This is a genomic window from Mycetocola saprophilus (assembly GCF_000718085.1).
Classification (GTDB): domain Bacteria; phylum Actinomycetota; class Actinomycetes; order Actinomycetales; family Microbacteriaceae; genus Mycetocola; species Mycetocola saprophilus.
In genome coordinates, this window is the sequence record NZ_JOEC01000001.1 from 778,159 (window position 1) to 798,599 (window position 20,441).

Consider the following 20,441-nt stretch of genomic DNA (forward strand, 5'->3'; position numbering starts at 1 on the left):
CAAAGATGGAGTAGCGGGGGCTTTACGGGGGTATTCTTTCTCAGTGCTTAGTTGCGGGATCAGTCGTGTGCGTCCAGCCCCGGCAGCAACTGAGGAGGAATTGAGTGTCAGAGCGCACCGCATCATCGCGCACGCCGAGCAGCCCGCCGGTCATCCCCGGCTATAGCTATGTCCGGCCCCTGGGCTCGGGTGGGTTTGCCGAGGTCTACCTGTACGAGCAGGACATGCCACACCGCGTGGTCGCGGTGAAGGTCCTCAACGGTGTGGGCTCCACCGCCCAGACCCGACGCGGGTTCGAGGCCGAGGCCGATGTGATGGCCCGTCTCAGCGTTCACCCCTCAATCGTCTCGATCTATCAGGCGAGTATTTCCGCCGATGGTCGGGCCTATATCGCCATGGAGTACTGTCCCGACTCGATGCGCTCGCGCATGCGCAGCGCCAACCCGCTGACCCTCGAGCAGGTGCTCGATGCGGGGGTGCGGCTGGCCGGTGCGCTGGAGACCGCTCATCGCAGTGGAGTCCTGCATCGCGATCTCAAACCCTCAAACGTTCTGGTCACCACCCTGGGCCGACCGGTTTTGGCGGACTTTGGTATCGCCGAGGTGCGCGGTGAGGTGGAACCCGGTGCCCAAATCGCGCTGTCCTATCCCTGGGCGGCACCCGAGGTGGTGCAGACATCCACATCCGGCACCATCGCCAGCGAAATCTGGTCTCTTGCCGCCACCCTGTATACCTTTGCCGCCGGGCGTTCCCCGTTCGAATCGGCGGAGCGGGCACAAAATGTGCGCGAAAAACTGGCGGCCCGCATCACGAAGGCCCTCTACATCGGGCTTCCCGGCGGAATGGGTCAGGGACGCCTCGACGATGTGCTCTCTCGTGCCATGCGCAAGAATCCCGATGAGCGGTTTGCCTCGATGCTGGAATTCGCCGAGGCTCTGCGTGCGCTTCAGCGCGAGTTTGGCTATGACCTCACCCCGCTCGAAGTGATGTCCTCCGAATGGGCCGGGGCGTTGCCCTCGGTCAACACCGACCGGCAGCGTGGTCCCGTGGTCAGCTCGGTGCGGTCGAGCTCGCGGAAGACCGAGCGGGCGGCCCTGCGTGCCGAGCAGCCGCGGACCGACCGATCCTCCTCGGTGCAGCGTACCTCTGCACCCACGATGTCTCCGATGACCGCAATGCTGATCGGCATCGGTGGGACCGTCGTAGCCGGCGGCATCATCGTGGGCGTCGTGATGCTGATGCGCGGGGCGCTCTGATGGGCATTCGCGCGACCCTGTCCGCGAGCTGGGGGCTCGGGGGAGCGGATCGTCGCTCGCGTCGCCGTCGGAATCGGGTGATTGCCTGGGTGGGAGGCGGAACCGCGGTTGCGGTCATCGCGACCCTCGCCGTCTTCAGTGAGGGGTATCAGGCGCAGGAACTGCCCCGCACCGAGACCGCCGTCTGGGTGAGCCGGGATGCCGGCCAGTACGCCCGGGTCAACACCGAAACCGGCGAGCTGGATACCGTGCGCAAGGCCACCGAGCCCGCCCAGGTGATCCAGGCCGGACGCTCAAGCGTGCTCTTTGGTGCCGGCCTCAGTCGGGCCTGGCCGATCAACGCCGCGTTCCCCGAGGATCTGGTTGCCAGCGACGGAAACGGCAAAACCTCACCCGAAACCGGCGACTCCGCGGATCCCGAATCCACGGCCGTGTCCGCGCAGGGTCCCGGGGGGAAGGACCCGGGCGGTCCCGCCGCCGAATCCACCCCGTCGGGAACGCGCGAGGTGATCTCCGCCGGTAACTACTTCGCATTCCGGACCGAGTCCGGGGAGGTATTCGCCGGTACGCTGGCCGAAAGCGACGCCGAGGCGTCCCTCGCCGGAACCAGCGCCCCCGCCCCGGCAACCGGGCGTATCACCGGGGCATCGGCGGTCGACCCGCTGGCGGGTAAGGCAACCGCCGGTCCCTCGCCCAGCGCCGATGCCGAGGGCAAACCCGCCCCGCGCACCCACTATGAGGCCACCCAGATTGCGCTGTCCGACGATGGCACGCTGAAAATGTATTCGGCTGGGGAGTCCCGGGTGCGTACCTTTAGCATCGCTCGCGGTGAGTTCGACGGAGGTGGGGATGCGGTCCCCGCCGAGGTCGCGCAGGTTAAGGAACCCCAGCTGACCACCGCGGGTGGGCGCTGGGCACTGCTTGATCCCACCGGCGGATCGCTCTGGCGGCAGGGGGCGGATAAGCCGGTCAAACTGGAGATTGGTGCCGAGGCTCTGCTGCAGACGGGCGTCTCCGAAACCGGTGACGACATTCTGGTCGCCGATGATTCGGGTCTCTGGTCGGTGGCCGAGGACGGCAAGGTTTCCCGCACCGTCACCGCTCGCGGGACACCCGCCCAGCCGACGCGCGTGGACGGAACCGGCTATGGTGCCTGGCTCGACACCGGTGCCGGCACGCTGTGGACCGGTGGATCCAGAACCACCGAGCTCACCTATGACGCCGCGTCCGGTGCCGCCGACCGTCGTCTCGACCCGGTCATCCAAACAAACGGAACCCGCGCGGTGCTGAGCGAACGCCAGACCGGCATGCTCTGGATGCTGCCCGATGGTACCCCGATCCCGCTCTCCCAGTGGACCCTCAACCAGCCTCCGCGCCAGGACACCGGCACCGTCGTCGTGGACGATGCGACCGAGGAGATGCCCCCGATCGCGGTGCCCGATAGCTTTGGGGTCCGCGCCGGGGGACAGACCGAGCTTCTGGTACTGCTCAACGACTACGACCCGAATAAGAAGGACGTGTTGAGCATCGTCCCCGAGTCCGTCACCGGACTCGACCCGGCGGGGTTTGGCCAGATTAGCGTGCTGCCTGGCAATCAGCGGCTGGCGATTCAGGTGGGTGAATCGGCGAGCGGCTCGGCCACATTCGCCTATAAGATCACCGACGGAACGCTCGAATCGGAGTCCGCAACCGTGACCCTGACCGTGCGCACCCCCGAGGAGAACAGCGGTCCGGCCTGGTGTGGGGTGGAGGGCTGTCAGCTGAGTTGGCCAACCCCGCAGCTCACCCCCGGCGGCACCCTCTCCCTCCCCATCATGGAGGGATGGGTCGATCCCGAGGGCGACCCGATTACGCTGCTCTCGGCTCGAACCACCGATCCCGCCGCCCCGATGCGCGCCGTCGCCACCGAGGATGGACGGATCGTGCTGCGGCATACCGACCAGAACGCACCGGACGGGCAGATCCCCGTTGAGGTGACCGTGTCGGACTCCCAGGGCATCGAAACCACCCGGACGCTCAACGTCCAGGTACTGAGTTCCGCCGTCCCGGTGGTGGAACCGATGGTGGTCAGCGTTCCCGTGGGGCAGAACATCGAGGTGAACGCGCTTGAGCGGGTGAGTGGCGGATCGGGTTCGTTCGCGTTGGTGGATGCCGCACAGCCGCAGGGATCCTCGGCCGGGCTGCAGGTGGTGCCGCAGCAGGCTCGCGGCACGGTCGCCGTGAGCCCGTCGCAACCCGGATCGTACCTGGTGCAAACCTCGGTGCGGGACACTATGACCTCCACCGAGCAAACGGGCGTGATCCGTGTGGTTGCTCCCGAAACGTTGCCCGCGCTCACCCTGCCGCCCACCCGAGCCTATGTCCGGCCGCTGCAGGACACCGTGGTGAGCGTGTTGGACGTGATTCCCCGGATGGCCGATCGCGTTTTCACCGTCGAAAAGGCTACGGTGCTCTCCGGATCGCTGAACGTCGCGCCGATCGAACGCGAATCTCTGCGCGTATCGGGGACCACGAGCACCGGCGCCGCCGGGCTGGTGGGAACCGCCCAGATCACCGTATCCGATGGCCAGGGGCAGACCGCCACCGGCCAGATGACGGTATTCCAGGTGCCCGAAACCGGGACCGATCCGGTCATTGCCCTCCCCGATTTTGCCACCGTGCGCGCCGGCAACGTGGTGGATATCAACGTCTTGGAAAACGACGTTGTGGGCAGCGGCGAGCGCCTCAACCTCGACCCGACGATCACCGGTTCCGGAGCCGAGGGTGAGCTGGCGTTTGCCTCGGGCAACACCCTGCGTTACCTGGCACCGCAGTCACCCGGGACCTATACGGTCAGCTACACCGCGTATCAGGAGAGCGCCCCGGAAAAATCCGATATCGGACGGGTGCAGATTACCGTGCTTCCCGAGGGCAATAACCGCCCACCGATCCCGGCCGCGCTGGTGGCCCGGGTCCTGCCTGGCCAGGAGGCAAGGGTCCGGGTTCCGCTGAGCGGGGTGGATCCCGATGGGGATCGGGTGCGCCTGGTCTCGGTGGAGTCCAAGGACTTCGTGTCCTCCACCGTAGGAACCTCGGATAATGAGGTTGTGCTCTCGATTGCCGAGACCGCGAAGCCGGGCCTCGTGACCATTGGATATACGGTTCGCGACCCCGAGGGAGCCGATGGAACCGGGACGATTCGGGTATCCGTCGGAGACATTGCCCCGGACCCGGGGGCGCCGATTACGATCTCCGACTCGGTTCGACTGGTGCGCGGTTCCGGCGCGCTCACCACCGTGGAACCCCTGCTCAATGACGTTGATCCCGCCCAGGGGAAGCTCGAGCTGCTCGGCGTTGTGCCCGAGACCGGTGCCGACCCGCAGAGCGCGGAGTACCGGGAGCTGGCGTCGCTCCTGGACCTGTCGGAGATGAAGCGTGGTCGGGTGGGAATCTCTTCGAGTCCCAACGGTGGCAGCTTTTCGTTCCGTTACACCGTGCGTTCTTCGGCCAGCAAGAGCACGGCCGAGGGGCGAATCAGCGTGTTTGTCTCCGACCGGGTGGGCACCCAGGCTCCGATCGTGGCCGACACCACCCTCACGGCCCGGGACCGTTCGGTCCTGGCCACCACCGGGGTGGATGTGCGGACCGACCGCGTGCGCTGGTCCGCGGGAGACCCGAATAAGCTCGAGCTCAGCCCCTGGGGCAGCGGTTCGGAGCGCTTCAGCGCATCCGGGCCCAAGCTGGTGGGTGAGTACCGCCCCGAGGGTGGCGTGGTCCCGTTCAAGCTTGCCGGTCCCGACAATAACGGCGGCCAGACGGTTGCCTACGGGCTGTTGATCATGCCGTCCCTGGATGAGCTGCAGGTCACGCTGCGTCCGGGACTCGCGCCGATCAGCGTGGACGAGAATAAGTCCGTGGCAACCTCGGTGGACGATGTGGTCGAGCGCATCCCCGGTGAGCGGATCGAAATACGATCGGGGGATCTGCCCACGCAGCGTCCCCAGGCTACCTGCTCGGCCGCCGGAAACGATATTCGCTACGCCGCCGGAGCCGAGGCTCCGTGGCAGGATCGCTGCATGATCGAGGTGCGCCTGCAGGGCCAGAAGATCTGGACCAAGCTCGCCGTGCCGTATCTGATTGTGCCACGCGAGCCGAAGGCCGAGCTGCAACCGCTCAGCCGGGTGGTGCGGCCGGGATCGGATGAGACGATCAACGTGGCCGCCGACATGCTGCGCTGGCAGGGTGACCGCGCCGGCGACGTCGGTAAGCTGCGATTTGCCCTCGGCGGTGCCGGGCGCGTGTTCCAGGTCAGCCAGGAGGGGAGCCAGATCAGGGTCACCGCCCGTGCCGATGCGCCGCCGGGCACCGAGGAACGCTTCAACATCGATGTGAGCGGCGCCGGTGAGGCCCGCTCGACCCTGACTCTCCGGGTGGGGGATGTGCCGCGCGAGCTTCCTCGTGGGGCCACCGTGAATAAGCAGTGCACCGTGGGAGCCGGCGGATGCCGGGTGACCGCGGTGGGGATCCCCGGGGAGTTTGATCCGTTTGCCGGCAAGGTGGGGGGCGGCCTGGTGTTGGATTCGATCAGCGCTAACGCGTGCCCGCTGGCCCGGTTTGGACGTTCGGGAACCGCGGATATCGACATCACCTGGCCCGCCGGCCAGAGCGCCGGTGGCACCTGCACCGTACCCTTCCAGGTGCGCGATGCTCAGGGCCGTCTGGGCGAAGGACGGCTGGAATTTGATGCGCAGGGACTGCCGGCCGCCCCGGCCAGTATCACCACTGTTGCCTATACCGGCAACAGTGTGAGCCTCGAGGTGGCGCTGGGCGAGGCCCAGGCCGCTCACCCCGCGGTGACCGGGGTGAGCCTGAGCGCCGATGGCCGTGCCGGCGCTGGGCGATGCGCCCCGAGTACCCCGGGGAGCTATCGGTGTGAGGTGACCGGAATGACCAACGGGACCAAGCAGCGCTTCAGCGCTCGTGCGGTCAATGCGGTGGGCGAGTCCCCGGAGACCACCCCGGTGACCTCCTGGGCGTACCAGGTTCCCACCGTGTCTAGCGTGACCGCCACCACCCGGTACGACGCCCAGGCAACCACCCCGGGCACGGGCATCGCGGTGGTGAGTATCGCCGCGGCGGCGGATGCGCGCGCGTTCCGCATCGAGGGACAGCAGAATGAGATCGCCCGTTCGGGACCGAATACCCAGCTTGAGCTCACCCTTCCGGTGGGATCCCAGACCATTCGGGTGACCCCGCTGAGCACGTTCGAGCCGCCGATTCCCGGGGGACCGACCGAGGGAACCCGAGGCGAAGCGACGGTATCGGTGGGGGGCAGCCCGAGTGTGATCGGCGACGTGGCGTTGCGTCCACAGGACAACTCGACCCTGCTCGCCACCGGCGTGCAGGTGAACATGAATGGTGCGCCGGGTGGCGGCACGGTCGTCTATCGACTGAAGATTCGCTTCGCCGGGGAACCGGCGCAGTGTCGGGTGGATGGCTCCGGTAATCTCATCCCCGAAAGTGGCGATAGCACAAGCGGCCAGTTCGGCGGGCTCAACCGGTTCTTCACCTATGGCGTCCGCGCGTGTGTGAGTAACGGGTTCGGGGTTGCCGGAACGGGAGTGAACTATTTGAGTCCGGGTGGTGAGCTTCCCGCCCCCGACGTTACGGGTGGATACGGGGTGAGCCCCGAGTACACAAAGACTCCCGCGGGGGACTATGAGTATCGGCTGACCACTCAGCCCATCGTCCAGGCCCAGGAGGGCATGTTCCTGATGTATCGGGTGGATGGTGCTCCGGCGAGCCGAACCTTTGCCCTGGATCCCGCGCGCGTGATCAATTCCGTCAGCGTGTATCAGTGCCTCAACGATGAACCCGAAAACTGTTCGCGTGATCGCCGGATCGATCCGATTACCTCGACCAACGAGGTGACCGTGACCAAGGTTCCCAAGTGTCTGGCCGCCGACGCCAGTGACGCCGAGGACCTGACGGTGAGCGAGAGCGCGATCCGCGATGCCCGCATCAGAATTCTGCCGCCCACCGTGGCGGATCCCACCAAGGTGACTATCGAAATCACCTGGATGGGAAACTTCCAAAAACTCAAACCCCTGACGATCCCGGTGCCCCTGTGCGCGGCACCGCCCGCCGGCGACGGCTCCACTGAAAGGACCACCCCATGACTAGCGCAGCCCTCACCCCCGAGCAGGCCAACTGGGTACAGGATGTGAGCCGTGCCGTGGTGGACAACATGGAGGAGGCCATCCACGGCAAGCGCCGCATCCTGGAACTCGTCTTCGCCACCTCGTTGGCCGGCGGACACGTGCTCCTGGAAGACGTGCCGGGCACCGGCAAGACCGCCCTCGCCCGCGCCCTGGCGCAGTCGGTGGAGGGGGTGGATTCGCGGATTCAGTTCACCCCGGACCTGCTGCCGGGGGACGTGACCGGGATCACCGTATTCGATCAGAAGACCGCGAGCTTCGAGTTTCACCCGGGCCCGATCTTTGCCAACGTGGTGTTGGCGGACGAGATTAACCGGGCGAGCCCCAAAACCCAGTCGGCGCTGCTTGAGGTGATGGCCGAGGGGAGCGTCACGGTGGATGGGACCACGCGTGAGGTGGACCGCCCGTTCCTGGTGATCGCCACCCAAAACCCGGTTGAGCAGGCCGGAACCTATCGACTGCCCGAGGCGCAGCTTGACCGCTTCATGGTCAAAACCTCGATCGGGTATCCCGATGCCGCCGCCATGATGCGGATCCTGCAGGGCCTGACCGACGATAACGGACCGTTGCGCCCGGTCGTGGACACGGCCACGATGGTTCGCGCGGCCGATCTCGCCCGTCACACCCACATGAGCCCGCTGATCGCCGACTATGTCATGCGCCTGGTGGATGCAACCCGGTTGGCCTCCGAGGTGCGCCTGGGTGCCTCCGTTCGTGGCGGAATCGCGCTGTCCCGTCTGGCCATGGCCTGGGCGGCCACCCGGGGACGCGAGTACGTGCTGCCCGAGGACGTTCGCGACCTGGCCGTGCCCGTTCTCGCCCACCGTCTGGTTCTCGAACCCGAGGCGGAGTTTGAAGGGGTGCGTCCCGAGGACGTGGTGGGTCAGGTACTCCTGGACGTTCCCGTTCCCGAGGAGAACCGCGTCTAGTGAGCACCGAAACCGGAAGAAATACCGGGACCAGTCAGCGTACCTATACGCGCCACACCGAGCTGGGGTCCACGGTCACCAGCACCAGGTTTGAACGCCCCACGCGGCGCGCACGATTGCGCCGCGGACTGCGGCGAACCCTGCGTCGCGCGCGGCGACGCCTGCTGCGGCTGCGTCGTTGGCTCGGCGAGACGATCACCGCGACCGGATGGCTGATCCTGGGGGCGGGGGTGTTGGGGATCCTCGGGGGTGTTCTGCTCGGCTGGATCGAGGGGTGGTATCTGGCGTGTGTGGCCGTCATCCTGGTGCTGTGCGCCAGCCCATTCCTGATCGGTGTGCGCGCCTATAAGATGACCATTTCTACGGATCGCGATCGAGTGTTTGCCGGTTCCGAGGTGGCGGTGGCGCTGAACGCCGAAAACCTGGCGACTCGCCCGGCGCTCGCATCGACGGCCGAGCTCACGGTGGGGGACGCGGTGGTTGAGGTGCCCGTGCCGCTGCTGGGACCCCGGGGGGAACGTTCGATCCCACTGCCGCTGACCGCGCCCAACCGCGGGGTGATTTGGCTGGGTCCGGTGACGGTGTCCAAGCGAGACCCGGTGGGGCTGTTTCGGCGGGAGATGACCTGGCGTAAGCGCCTGCGGCTCTGGGTTCATCCACGAATCGTGTTCCTGCCCCAGCACACCGCGGGCATGGTGCGAGACCTGGACGGTCAGACCAGCCGCATCCTGACCGACTCGGACCTCTCGTTCCACGCGGTACGGGACTATGCCCGGGGGGATTCCTACCGGCACGTGCACTGGCGCTCGACGGCAAAAACCGGTGCCCTCATGGTCCGACAGTATGAGGAGAGTCGCCTGGCTCGTGTGGCCCTGGTGTTTGATGCGCTGCGCTCCGAATACGTGGATACCGAAGAATTTGAGCTGGCCGTGAGCGTGGCCGCCTCCATATCGGTGCAGGCCATTCGTGATGGCCGAGAACGATACGTGGCCTCCGCCTGGCATCCCGAGGGATCGCGGGCGGGGGTGGGGGAGCTCAACGAGCTTCCCTCGCGCACCGCCACGATGATGCTGGATGCATGGGCCGAACTGGAGGCGCTCACCGAGGGGCCGAGCCTGGAATACCTGGCGCACCGCGTCTCGCATACGCGCGATCAGCTCTCGATCGTGTACCTGATTGTGGGGTCGCACACCGATCCGCTGCGTCTTCGCCGCGCGGCCTCGCTGTTTCCGGCCTCGGTCCGGGTCATGGTCATTCGAGCCGAACGTCTCGCGGATCCGCGTAGCGTGGTGTCCGGGGAGACGATGGTGTTGACGGTGGGTGCCCTGGGCGATCTGCCGCAGCTTCTGGTGCGGGGGAGTAAGGGATGAGCGCCCCCGTGTCCGAGAATCAGGGTCACCCCGAATCCACCACCCGCTTCACCCCGAGCGCGCTGGCCGGACTCGCACCGGCGCTCGTCCTGGGCCTGCTGAGTGTTGCGGCCGTCTGGCCGATCTATCGCACGCCGCGGGTGTGGCTGGTGTGTGGTGCGGCGCTGGCGATCGCCGTGTTGCTCTGGGTGCTTCGTCTCGCGCTGCGCTGGAGCGGGGCGCGTATCGCACTGGTATGGCTGGGACTGTTTGTGCTCAGCGCTGTTCCGGTTGCCACCCCGCGCCTGGTGGGTGCGGATGTCTCCCGGATCCCCGGGGCCGAGCGTGACGCGCTGCTCGCGGTGGTCACCGGATGGAAGCAGCTGCTGACCCTTACCCTTCCGGTGGGCGACTATCAGGCCATGCTGGTGCCGTATTATCTCCTCCTCTCGGTGACGATGATGGTTTCGGTGCTGCTGGTGACCGGACGTCGTCGCCTGGTGCAGTGGGCGGTGGCCCCGCTCATGCTCCCGCTGCTTTTTGGACTGATCTGGGGTCCCGGGCAGGTGAGCGCGCCGCTGAGCCTGCCGCTGTTGGGGTGGAACCTGGTGGCTCCCACCGAGCTGATGATCTGGTCCGTGGCCCTTCTCTCTGCGCTTCTCTGGGTGCGCTGGGGCGCCGATTCGGATCGACGCGCCGCCCTCAAGCGGGGCCGCGGGCTGAGTATGGGCTCCGGGGTGAGAATTCACGCGGAGGGGGAGACCGGAGCTGCAACGCCCGCCGCCCCTCGGCGTCATCGCTGGGGAAGACGGATCACCGGGGGCGTTCTCCTGGTCGCGGCCCTGGGCGGCTCGGCGCTGGGTGCTCCCGCACTGACCGCGCTCGGGCAGCGTGAGGTGCCGCGGGCGTATGTGGATCCCAACCTCATCATTCAGGCCGAGCCCACCCCGCTGGGTAGCTACCGGCAGTGGAAGCGTGACACGGTCTTCAACGAGGATCTGTTTCGGGTGACCTCCCCGGGTGAGGGGCCCGAGCGCCTGGGGCTCGCGGTCCTGGACGGATATGACGGAACCGATTTCCACGTGGCCTCCCCGGCGGAGGGTGGAACCCGGTTTACCCGCTTCCCCGGGGCCGTCAGTGGCGGTGCAACACAACGCGTTCAGGTGGAGATCGATGCGGGGTACTCCCAGCTCTGGCTGCCCCTGCCCGCGCAGATCGCCCAGCCGCCGCGCTTCATGGGGAACCGTGCCGACGTGTTGGAGGACTCCTTCTATCTCAACCGGGACACCGGGACCGGCGTGGTCACCCCGCCGAGTGACCCCCTCGATCACGGCGGTGCCGTGGGCGTGCGTGCCGGGGACGGCTACGAGGTAGAGTTTGCGCGAAACCCGGTGGACGCTACCTCGCCCGCCGACCCGGCCGCGAAACAGCCCCGCTTTCCCACCCGCGAGATGCCCGAGCTGACGGCCTGGTTGCGTGCTCAGGCTCAGCCGCAGAACGCTGCGGGATTCGAAACGCTGGTGAAGCGGCTGCGGGATCGCGGGTATCTTTCCCACGGTTTGGCGGATGACCGGGTGAACTCCGCCTGGATCGCCGGACTGCGCGAGAGTGGCGGATATCAGTTCAGCCCCAGCTCCGCCGGCCATAGCGGGGCGCGAATCGAACAGATGTTCGAAGAGTTGAATCGGCAGCAGCGTGCCGCCGGTCCCGAGGCCGATGAGCGCGCGCTGATTGCCGCGGTGGGTGATGATGAACAGTTCGCCGCGGCCGTGGCGATCATCGCCGATACGTTTGGGTATGACACCCGCGTGGTGGTGGGTGTGCGTCTGGGCGAGGCCCGAGATATCGCCGGTGTTCCCGCCTGTCGGGAGACCTGCACCGGCGCCAATCTGGCCGCCTGGGTCGAGGTGCGCGGGGCTAATGATGAGTGGCACGCGGTGGATGTGACCCCGCAAAGCGCGAACCTCCCCACCGACCTGGTCGAGGGACAGCAGCTTCCCGAGTACGCCACCCGCGCGCAGGACCTGAACGCCAAGAGTGATGACCCCCAGCTCAACGTGGGCGAAGGCGAGAGCACCGATAACCCGGATCAGGATCGGGCGGCCTGGGTCGAGATTCTCTGGACGGTTCTGCGCATCGTGGGGCTGAGCCTGGGGGCCCTGGTCCTGTTGGCGTTACCGATCCTCTACCTGCCCATTGCCAAGCGCCTCCGACGAAAGCACCGCTATGCGCCGGCACCCGCGGAAACGCGTGCGCTGGGTGCCTGGGGAGAACTGCTGGATGGCTACCGTGATGCCGGGGGCACCGTGCCCCGGGGTGTTCCCCGCGTGGACCAGGCTCTCGCCCTGGCCCGGGACGGGGTCTCTCCGGATCCCGGCGATCACACCGAGGCCGAGCGGGAGCAGGAGCGTCTGCTGATCTCGATCGCCCGGCGGGTTGACCGCGCGGTGTTTGCCCGCGGTCGCTCCGGCGAGGATGAGGTCGAGCGCATCTGGGACGATGTGACCGAGGCGCTCGCCACCCTGCGGGCCACCGAGCCCGGGCGGTGGCGCAGACTGCGCACCCGACTGAGCCTGCGATCCCTACTGGCGGATGTGTCCGTCCGGGGGATCGGGGCCCAGCTGTCAACCTGGGGCCGAGCGATCGCCCGCAGACTCACCCCACCCGCTCGCACACGGAAGAAAAAGACGCGTGGTCGCGCCATCAGCGATACGTCCACGCACATTACCCAGGAGGAGACACAGCGATGAGCTATCCCGGTTTTGCCCCCATCCCACCCGGATCCGATCACGGTCAGGTGCCCCCGCCGCTTCCCCCGGTGCCGGATCAGTGGGTGCCTCAGCCGGGATTTGAGCCGGTGGCGCCCGATGAGGGCACCGTGATGATTACCCCGATTGTCGAGCCCGCCGAGCCCGAATACGATCCGGAGTTGGATGGTGCCACGGTCGTGGTGGACCGTACACCCCCGCGCGCCTGGTTCCTCGTGCTGGCCGAGGGCGGCGAGGTGGAGCTCCCGGGGGACGATGTGGTCCTCGGTCGTAATCCGCACGGCGACGGTGTCCAGCCGGCGGTGCGGGTGCCGGATGCGGGCAAGACCATCTCAAAGACGCACGCGAGACTGCGTCGCGTAGAAAATGACTGGTTTGTCACGGACCTCGGATCCACCAACGGAGTGCTGTTCTTCTCGCCCGAGGGGCAGGAGCTGCTGCTTCCCTCGGGGGTGGAAACGCTGATTCAGGGCGACTTCATCCTGGGCACCGTGCGGGTGCTGATCGAGTCGCGCGACGGGACCCCCGCCGTGCGAACCTGGGGTGCGAACTAGCGTGAACGGAACGACTGTATGAGCGAGACCGGCTGGCGTTGGAGCGGCGTCATCACCGAACCCGTGGGGCTCTACTGCGAGGTGGCGGCACACACGGACCAGGGGTTGGCGCGCACCCGAAATGAGGACGCCGTGGTGGTGGGCGGTGCCAGTTTTCTGGTCGCCGATGGGATGGGAGGCTATGAGGCGGGGGACCGGGCGAGTCATGCGGTCGTGACCGCGTTTCAGGCGCAGCTTCCCGCCGATCGGCCCGCGACCCTGGAACAGGTACAGAATGCGCTCGAGCATGCCCGAGCGGGGGTGGCCGCGGTCGCCGCCGAAACCGAGCGCGGGGCCGGGAGTACCGTTTCGGGTATGGTGCTGGTGACGCATGAGGACACCCTGCAGTGGCTGCTGCTCAATATCGGGGATTCGCGGGTCTATCAGCATGTGGGGAGCGAGCTTACCCAGCTGACGACTGATCACTCCCTCTGGGAGGAGGAACACGCTCGCCGTGCTCCCGGCGATACCGCCCCGATGCCCGCCAGGAATGTGATCACCCGCGCCGTGGGGGCCGCCGATAGCGAGCCGGATACCTGGCTGATGCCGCTCACGCCCGGGGTGCGCTATCTGATCTGCACCGATGGGCTGCACGGTCTGGTCACGGATGAGCGGATCCGGGCGGTGCTCACCGTGGCCGGCCGTCCCGAATCCGCCGCGGCAGAGCTGATTCGCTCGGCCAATGAGGCCGGGGGTAAGGACAACATCACCGTGATTGTGCTGGACGTGTTGCGGGTGGTGGAACCGGCGCAGACTCGAAGCGTGTTCCTGGATGATCCGTTGCCGTTTGATCTGGCCGAATCGGTCACCGCCACGCTCCAGACCGGAAGGCACGCATGAGTACCCCGATTGAACCAGGCGAGCCCGCGCACGGTCCGGCCCCGCTTTCTCGGCGGGAACGGCGAGAGCGGGCAGAGGAGGCCACCATCGAGGGTGCGCCGGACACGCGACCTACGCCGGAGGCACAATCCACGCCGGAGGCTTCGGATGTGGGGGAGGACGCTGACGACACCGTTCTGGTTGACCGCCGCGGTCTCGACGCGCTTTTCGCAGCAGAAGACGCCGACGCCGGGAACGACGCCGAGAACGAGCATGACGATGCGACCGTCGTGGTCAGCCGCGCCGTTGAGGTGACGGACGCCCGCGTTGCCGAACAGCGCGAACGGAGAATCCTCGAGCACATCGGTAACCCAGACGATCGAGAACAATCCGCCCCAGCGTCCATCCCCGAGGGGGATGCCGAGGATGCGACGGTGGTGGTGAATCGAGGCCCGGCGCTCGCCGCAGTCGTCACGCCCTCCGTCGAGCCCACGTCCTCCGTCGGGCCCGAACCCACCTCCGATGCGCGTCCCGGCTCGGTTTCCCGGCCCGGCAACATCGTCCCCCCGGTTTCGGTGTCGTCTCCGGCGACCCGATCGGGGAGCGCCGACCCCGCAGGGGCAGCACTCTTGCCCGAAGGCAACCCGTTTCGCGCGGATGCCGGGGGAGTGACGGCGACACCGGAGCGTCGAATCATCCAGCGTCAGTATGGTGCCGAGCCGCCCGCGGGATTACCTCTGGAAACGGCTGACCGCGGCGGGCTGGTGCCCACCGCGGAACGCGACCGTCGATTCCGGCTCGGTGCGATCGCCGGATTTGCCGCGAGTATCGTGGTGGCGATCACCGGACTCAGCGTCCTGGCGTATCTCGCCTTCGCCTGACCAGCACCCATCCCAGGCCCGCGATCGCGAGGATCGCCAGCACGATGGATCCTCCAACCGTGGCGGCGGACATTGCGGTCTTCAGCGGGGTGTCACTGGCGTGTACCTTGAGCTGCGCGGTTTGCTGCTGCGCGGGCGGCCGGTTGGTCTCCACAAACGGGCTGGCCGGTCCGCGGGTGTCGGTGTCGGGGTGCAGGGCGATCGCGTCAAAGGGGCGAATCAGCCCCCACCCGCGCAGGGGGTCGGGCTTATCGGCATTGGGACGATCGGCGGTCGCCATCAGCCGATAGGCCCACTCGCGCGGAGTCTCCGAGGGGTAGGCCTGAGCCACCAGAGCCGCGGCCGCGGCCGCATAGCCGGTGGCGAAGCTCGTGGACGGGGCATCCACCGAATAGCGGCAGTCGCCGGCACCGGTCGCGGTGGTCAGCACATCCTGACCGGGGGCGGCCACCTCGATATGATCGCCGTGGATCGAGCTATCGTTCGGCGCTCCCACGGTGTCCACCGCGGTGACCGCGAGTGCCTCGGGGTACGCCGCCGGGAATCGGGGACTATCGGTGACGTTTCGAGTGGTGGTGCGGTTCCCGGCGCTGGCGACCACGAGCGAGCCCGCGGCCGAGGCCTCGGTGACCGCGGCGCGTAGTTCGGGGGTGTCCAGATCATCGCTGAGGGACACACTGATGATCTGCGCACCGTGGGCGGTAGCCCATCGAATGCCCTCGGCCATGCGTCCGGCATCGAGTCCGAACCCGTCCTTATCGGCTTCCTTATCGGTGTCTCGATACACCCGCACCGAGAGCAGCTTGGCCTCCGGTGCCAGCCCGATGACACCCGACCCCGGTGCCGGCCGGGCGGCGATGAGGCCGGCAATCGCGGTACCGTGTCCGTTGGGATCGCCGAAGCCATCGGGCCGTTCGCCGTCGTTAATCAGTGAGATTCCGCCCACCAGGGCATCGGCGAGCTGGGGCCGGGTGACGTCGATTCCCGAGTCAACCACGGCAATCGTGACGCCGGCGCCGGTCCGGCCGGGGACGGCGGGTGTCGCCTCGAGCTGGGTGAGCGCCGAGGGCGGCCCGGCGATTCTGCCGATCACGCCGGGGGTACACGCATCATCCGCGATGGCCGGAGAAATGCCCGCGGCCGCGGGAAAGACGACGGTGCCGGTGCCGAGCATCGCGGCGCAGCCCACCACCGCCAGCCAGCGTCGAAGCGGTTTCGGCTGCGCTCGTCGCGATCCGTTCCGTGGGAGACGGGACGCGTGCGCGGTCGGCCATGCTCCCGGGTGGATGTCGTGGCTGGAGGGACTCATATGCGCGTTCATCCGCCGGATACCGGGGTGGTCGCGGCAGCCTGGGCGCTGAGCTCGGGCCCGGAGGGAATCATCCGTAACCATGGTGCCGGCACCACGGTCACGTCATTCTTCTCGTAGCCGAGCTGGGTAATAATCTCGTTGGTGGCCCCGGGCACGGCATAGGCGATCCCGGTGGAATCGATGACGGTGATCGTGCCCGCGCGTCCGCCGCGGACGAGCGCACCGCCGCCCCGTGCCACGTCTACGCTGGATTCCACCCGGTCGGCATCGCGCGCCGAGGCGGCGGGACCGGGCTGGGCGAGGACGGTCTTGCGCTCATCCCGATTGGCCGCGAGGGTGGCCTGTACGGTGCCCTGCTCAATTCCCGCGAGCGGGGTCAATACCTGGGCGGGCCAGACTCGACCACCGGCGTTCTTGGCGGTCGGCAGCTCGGCCAGGTCGGCCGGGGGACGCTGGACCTCCTCGCCATAGGCGGCGGCGTTGCCCAGGAGTGCCAGTCGGTAGGCCAGGGGACTCAGCGGTGCCAGGGTTCCGTTCCCCAGCAGCAGGTAGCGGTCCTCCGCCGAGGCTCCCACCTGACGGATCACGCTGCCGGCCGGGAGGTTGATCCCGGCGACCGTGGTGCCCGCGCCCTCGACGTTCAGGGGTGCCAGGGCATCCCCGGCCGCAAACAGATTGAGCCAGTCGCCGGTTACCGGAACCGGCGTCTGGGTATCGAGACCCACGGCGCGAAGCACGGAGGTGGTTTGGGCGGCGTCCACCGGATAGCGGGTGCCGCCGGCAATAACAAAGAGGTCCTGATCGCGGCTCACCACGATGCCCTCGGTGTCCTTGGCCGCCTTGACCGCCCGGCCGCCGATGGTCAATTCAGTTCCCTGACCGACCACGCGCGCCGTCCAGGCGTCGGCCTCCAGGGATTTTCTCGCGGGAAGGACATCGGGGCCGCCGGGGATTCCGATCGTGGAGCCGACTGGAATCTTGTTGAGGGCGCTCTGATCCACCGTCAGAACCCTGAACTCCTTGGCGGGGATCAGCAGGCGAGCACTCACGGTGTTGATGACCGGGTGCAGTGTGCCATCCACCGAGAGATAACGGGCGCCGGAGTCCTTGGCGACGATGAGCCGGTTATTCTCCCAGCCCTGGGGAAGTCCGGGGGTGATCAGACCAAAAAAGAGACCACCCAGTAGCACCATTGCCGACAGCGTGACGCCGGCGATGACCGCGCGAAGCGGCTTTGCCGGTTCAAGTTCCTTGCCCCCGGGTGCGCCGCCGCTGAACGCGGAGAGTAGCCGTCGTCGACTAAATCCCTGGGCTTCGACGAGATCCTTCTTTGTTGCCATGGTTATGCCAGCCCGACGATAATGACGCCCAGGGGCAGGAGCACGGTGAGGAGCACAATCTCGATGCCGTCGGCATAGACGCTCAGTCGGATCCGGACCCGGTCGCTCAGCAGCGTCAGAATGAGGGTGATCGTGGTGGCCACCAGCAGCGCCACGAGCAGGATGACCGCGTTGTCTGGGTGCGCGATCAGGCTGACCCATCCGGTGAGCCCCACGATGGCGGTGCCGCAGGCGAGCAGGGTGAGCACCGAGCCGCGCGCGCCCGCTTGCCGAGACTGGAACATGAGGACGGCACCGCACAGGGCACCGAGCACCGCGCCGAGCCAGGAACCTCCGGCTACCACCGGAATCGAGGTCAGGATCGTGAGCCCCAGCGCCAGGCGCAGCGCAATCAGGGTGCGCTGTCCGCGGGCGACCCGGTCGGCCACGCGTTCGGAATCGATCGGATCAGGGGAGTCAAACATCTCCTGTTCGCTCTGCGGCGTCAGGATGGTGATGCGGGTGCTCGCCAGGGCGAGCCAGGGGAGTGCGCCAGCCAGTGCGCCACAAACGGCCATGGCGACCGCGAAGGACGCCAGCGGAGGCACGTTAAAAAGCCCGCTGACCGTTGCCGGTACGGCGAGGGCGAAGCCCAGTGCAACGGGGGCGAAGAGGTATTCAATCGGGCGCACGGCAATGACGATGGCGATGGCTCCGACGACCATGGCACCCAGTCCGGCGGCGGCCAGCGGCCATCCCCAGAGATCGCCGGCTGGGGTAAGGAGGTAGCCGGCGACGCCGCCAAAGGCCGATGCGGCGATACCAAACGCGATACCGGCACCCTGTTGTCCTAGACGTCCGAGTGCGGCACAGAGTGCGAGGAGGACGATTGCGCCGGCACCCGAGACCAGGGCGGCAAGAAGATTATTGGGGCCAAGCGAGGCGAGGGCAATGCCGCTCAAGCCGAGCAGGGTCAGGCTAACCGCGGTAGCCGTGCGGGCCGCGTCCTCGGGCTTCCAGCCGCCGTGCTGGTCGGCGCTGGCGTCGATGACGGCCTCCACCACATCGTCATAGACCTTAATGGCCGAGACGTTTTCCCCGCGAGTGAGCGTGAGCACTTCACCCTGGGCAATTCCCTGGGGAAGTGCGCCTTCTGTAGGTGTCAGTGACGCACCGCTGGCGCGGGTGAGGCGGTAGCCGCCGTGCACCATCGTCGGGTCAAGGACGCCGAGGCTGCGCGCGATTCCGGGGATCAGCTCGATCAGTGGCAGCCGCCCTGGAATCGCCAGATCGATGCGTCGGTCATCGTGAACAACGGATACTCGAACGATCGTATCCGCATTGGATTGTGTGGCCTGTGGCATGGCAATTATTCCCCCGGTTATTCCTAAAAGAATCTACACCCTGAACGCGGGACAGAAAGAATATCTAATGTGAGGTGCTTTTCGGCGAGATTTTCTATGTAGGCTGTTTGGAGATGGCGGGACCGTTTGGGCTCTGAGAGGGAATTCAGATCCGAGCGGATGGGGGTAATTCTCGTTGCTTCTTCGGTCATCGAATTAATTCGAAAAATCTACGAAGGAGGCAAAGATGGCTGAAACCATCTCCGCAGAAGAGGGAGCCCTGCGCCGCGGAGCGCAGGCTGTAAACACTGCTAAGTCGGGAATCGACCAGCAGGTCAAGAAGGTTCGTGGCGAGATCGAGCAGCTGCGCGGTTTTTGGACCGGCGCCGCCGCCACCTCGTTCACCACCATGATGAACCGTTGGGATGAGGAAGCTCGCAACCTCAACAACGTACTTGTCACCCTGGAAGGTGCCCTCGCGGGCACCGAGCGCGACCAGGCGGCCACCGAAGAGCAGCACCAGCAGGCAATTTCCGGCCTCGGTGCGATGATGGCCGGCTAGTCCGGTACTGAGACGATAAGGAGAAAATCTAATGATGGAATCAATGTCGGTTCAGACCGCCCAGGTCAGCGCGCTGTCGCAGCAGATCCGTGGTGGAGCCCAGGGCATCAAGTCCGAGCTCGATCGCCTCGAGTCCGAGGTTGGGCGCCTGCGCGCATCCTGGAGCGGTGAGGCTCAGAACGCCTACGATGACGCACAGCGTCGTTGGAACGCATCGCTGACCGAGATGCAGCAGCTGCTGGAGCGCATCTCGTCCAGCACCGATCAGATCGCTCAGACGTATACCCAGACGGACAAGAGCGCCGCTGGTCGTTTCGCGGGCTAACCAGGGCCGTGTTCCCGGGCCGGAATGCGTGTGCATTCCGGCCCGGGTCACCCCGGGTGGTGAAGTGGCACCCTCGCAATTCCGTCGCATTTGGTATTCCAGGCCGGAATCGGCGGTGCTATGAACGATATGCCAGTAGGTAGGTGTTCACAGATAGCGTTGTTCCAGAGTCGGGCCCGAGTGGCCAAGAGCAGCTCATCAGCAAGTGGAGAGATGTGCTGCTTCAGTTTATGCGTGGTACGAGTTTTCGCCGTGCTTGAGTGGCCTCAAGATCCATACGAGTGCGATAGCAAATGCTTCGTGGAAATCCTCGCATGAGGACAGGGTGTGGCCATACGACAGCCGGGGCATTAATCATTTTGAAAGGCAACACAGATGACTGAAAACCAAATCGGCTACGGAGATTACTCGGATGCTTCGGCGAAGCAAGTTGGAGAAATCGTCGAACCTATCCCTGGGCCGACATCAATTGCTCAAACTGTAGGCGTTACGGTTGGCTCGGCGAGGGATTATCGTGACACTCTCAAAGCTGTGCTTACGGGTCTTGGCAACGACGTGGAGTCGCTCGTTGCCTCTGTGCACACGTTTTCAGAAAATGCTGTGGGTGCGCTTTCGGCGATTCGTGCAGCTGACGCTGATGCCGAGCAGCGTAGCCTAGAGAGCTTTGCCGAAATGGATCGTCAACCTGACACTCGTGCTGGCAGCGTTGTGAAGGATTCGTCAAACACAACTGAATCTAAGCAGAACGCGAAAGCGCCTGCTGGCGACCGAAAATTCTCGAACTAACG

The 20,441-nt window shown here is 66.5% G+C and carries 14 protein-coding genes; 11 read left to right on the top strand and 3 right to left on the bottom strand.

Features of this window, described 5'->3' with window-relative positions; all coding sequences use genetic code 11:
* Positions 1–104 precede the first annotated feature (104 nt).
* From IE92_RS0103515 to IE92_RS0103550, 8 genes are read left to right on the top strand one after another with little or no spacing between them, the layout of a single operon-like run.
* Positions 105–1,256, top strand: a complete 1,152-nt coding sequence (locus tag IE92_RS0103515) for a serine/threonine-protein kinase (protein ID WP_030149845.1) — start codon at positions 105–107, stop codon at positions 1,254–1,256.
* Positions 1,256–7,414, top strand: a complete 6,159-nt coding sequence (locus tag IE92_RS0103520) for an Ig-like domain-containing protein (RefSeq protein ID WP_156027378.1) — start codon at positions 1,256–1,258, stop codon at positions 7,412–7,414. The genes IE92_RS0103515 and IE92_RS0103520 overlap by 1 nt, the downstream gene beginning before the upstream one ends.
* Positions 7,411–8,382, top strand: a complete 972-nt coding sequence (locus tag IE92_RS0103525) for an AAA family ATPase (RefSeq protein ID WP_030143494.1) — start codon at positions 7,411–7,413, stop codon at positions 8,380–8,382. The genes IE92_RS0103520 and IE92_RS0103525 overlap by 4 nt, the downstream gene beginning before the upstream one ends.
* Positions 8,382–9,752: a DUF58 domain-containing protein gene (locus IE92_RS0103530; protein WP_030143495.1), complete on the top strand. Its 1,371-nt coding sequence runs from the start codon at positions 8,382–8,384 to the stop codon at positions 9,750–9,752. The genes IE92_RS0103525 and IE92_RS0103530 overlap by 1 nt, the downstream gene beginning before the upstream one ends.
* The gene (locus tag IE92_RS0103535; protein ID WP_051701894.1) at positions 9,749–12,481 is read left to right on the top strand and encodes a transglutaminase domain-containing protein; all 2,733 of its coding nucleotides are present in this window, start codon (positions 9,749–9,751) and stop codon (positions 12,479–12,481) included. The genes IE92_RS0103530 and IE92_RS0103535 overlap by 4 nt, the downstream gene beginning before the upstream one ends.
* Positions 12,478–13,053 (top strand): FHA domain-containing protein, encoded by a 576-nt coding sequence (locus IE92_RS17120; RefSeq protein ID WP_051701893.1) that lies wholly within the window; start codon positions 12,478–12,480, stop codon positions 13,051–13,053. The genes IE92_RS0103535 and IE92_RS17120 overlap by 4 nt, the downstream gene beginning before the upstream one ends.
* Before the next feature lie 18 nt (positions 13,054–13,071).
* The gene (locus IE92_RS0103545; RefSeq protein WP_081864088.1) at positions 13,072–13,932 is read left to right on the top strand and encodes a PP2C family protein-serine/threonine phosphatase; all 861 of its coding nucleotides are present in this window, start codon (positions 13,072–13,074) and stop codon (positions 13,930–13,932) included.
* The gene (locus IE92_RS0103550) at positions 13,929–14,792 is read left to right on the top strand and encodes a hypothetical protein (RefSeq protein WP_156027379.1); all 864 of its coding nucleotides are present in this window, start codon (positions 13,929–13,931) and stop codon (positions 14,790–14,792) included. The genes IE92_RS0103545 and IE92_RS0103550 overlap by 4 nt, the downstream gene beginning before the upstream one ends.
* Here the strand turns inward: IE92_RS0103550 and IE92_RS0103555 are convergent.
* Genes IE92_RS0103555 through eccD form a run of 3 tightly spaced genes read right to left on the bottom strand, consistent with a single transcriptional unit; the run spans position 14,761 to position 18,787 of the window.
* On the bottom strand, positions 14,761–16,101 hold the full coding sequence (locus tag IE92_RS0103555) for a S8 family serine peptidase (protein ID WP_162178480.1): 1,341 nt from the start codon (positions 16,099–16,101) through the stop codon (positions 14,761–14,763). The genes IE92_RS0103550 and IE92_RS0103555 overlap by 32 nt on opposite strands.
* An 8-nt stretch (positions 16,102–16,109) precedes the next feature.
* On the bottom strand, positions 16,110–17,444 hold the full coding sequence (eccB, locus tag IE92_RS0103560) for a type VII secretion protein EccB (RefSeq protein WP_030143501.1): 1,335 nt from the start codon (positions 17,442–17,444) through the stop codon (positions 16,110–16,112).
* A gap of 2 nt (positions 17,445–17,446) precedes the next feature.
* Positions 17,447–18,787: a type VII secretion integral membrane protein EccD gene (gene eccD, locus IE92_RS0103565; protein WP_030143502.1), complete on the bottom strand. Its 1,341-nt coding sequence runs from the start codon at positions 18,785–18,787 to the stop codon at positions 17,447–17,449.
* 226 nt (positions 18,788–19,013) lie between these two features.
* Here eccD and IE92_RS0103570 point away from each other — a divergent pair, with 226 nt between their 5' ends.
* From IE92_RS0103570 to IE92_RS18140, 3 genes are all read left to right on the top strand, one after another.
* On the top strand, positions 19,014–19,328 hold the full coding sequence (locus IE92_RS0103570) for a WXG100 family type VII secretion target (RefSeq protein WP_030143503.1): 315 nt from the start codon (positions 19,014–19,016) through the stop codon (positions 19,326–19,328).
* Positions 19,329–19,359: 31 nt separating this feature from the next.
* Positions 19,360–19,653 carry a WXG100 family type VII secretion target gene (locus tag IE92_RS0103575; protein WP_030143504.1) on the top strand — a complete coding sequence of 98 codons (294 nt, stop codon included), beginning with the start codon at positions 19,360–19,362 and terminating at the stop codon, positions 19,651–19,653.
* Between the two features lie 375 nt (positions 19,654–20,028).
* On the top strand, positions 20,029–20,439 hold the full coding sequence (locus IE92_RS18140; RefSeq protein WP_156027380.1) for a hypothetical protein: 411 nt from the start codon (positions 20,029–20,031) through the stop codon (positions 20,437–20,439).
* Positions 20,440–20,441 lie beyond the last annotated feature (2 nt).

What these genes read in the sequence shown, in the direction of transcription:
- IE92_RS0103535 (WP_051701894.1), top strand. Translation starts at nt 9,749, where the DNA reads ATGAGCGCCCCCGTGTCCGAGAATCAGGGTCACCCCGAATCCACCACC.
- IE92_RS0103520 (WP_156027378.1), top strand. Translation starts at nt 1,256, where the DNA reads ATGGGCATTCGCGCGACCCTGTCCGCGAGCTGGGGGCTCGGGGGAGCG.
- IE92_RS18140 (WP_156027380.1), top strand. Translation starts at nt 20,029, where the DNA reads ATGACTGAAAACCAAATCGGCTACGGAGATTACTCGGATGCTTCGGCG.
- IE92_RS0103550 (WP_156027379.1), top strand. Translation starts at nt 13,929, where the DNA reads ATGAGTACCCCGATTGAACCAGGCGAGCCCGCGCACGGTCCGGCCCCG.
- IE92_RS0103525 (WP_030143494.1), top strand. Translation starts at nt 7,411, where the DNA reads ATGACTAGCGCAGCCCTCACCCCCGAGCAGGCCAACTGGGTACAGGAT.
- IE92_RS0103545 (WP_081864088.1), top strand. Translation starts at nt 13,072, where the DNA reads ATGAGCGAGACCGGCTGGCGTTGGAGCGGCGTCATCACCGAACCCGTG.
- IE92_RS0103555 (WP_162178480.1), bottom strand. Translation starts at nt 16,101, where the DNA reads ATGAGTCCCTCCAGCCACGACATCCACCCGGGAGCATGGCCGACCGCG.
- eccD (WP_030143502.1), bottom strand. Translation starts at nt 18,787, where the DNA reads ATGCCACAGGCCACACAATCCAATGCGGATACGATCGTTCGAGTATCC.
- IE92_RS0103575 (WP_030143504.1), top strand. Translation starts at nt 19,360, where the DNA reads ATGATGGAATCAATGTCGGTTCAGACCGCCCAGGTCAGCGCGCTGTCG.
- IE92_RS17120 (WP_051701893.1), top strand. Translation starts at nt 12,478, where the DNA reads ATGAGCTATCCCGGTTTTGCCCCCATCCCACCCGGATCCGATCACGGT.
- eccB (WP_030143501.1), bottom strand. Translation starts at nt 17,444, where the DNA reads ATGGCAACAAAGAAGGATCTCGTCGAAGCCCAGGGATTTAGTCGACGA.
- IE92_RS0103570 (WP_030143503.1), top strand. Translation starts at nt 19,014, where the DNA reads ATGGCTGAAACCATCTCCGCAGAAGAGGGAGCCCTGCGCCGCGGAGCG.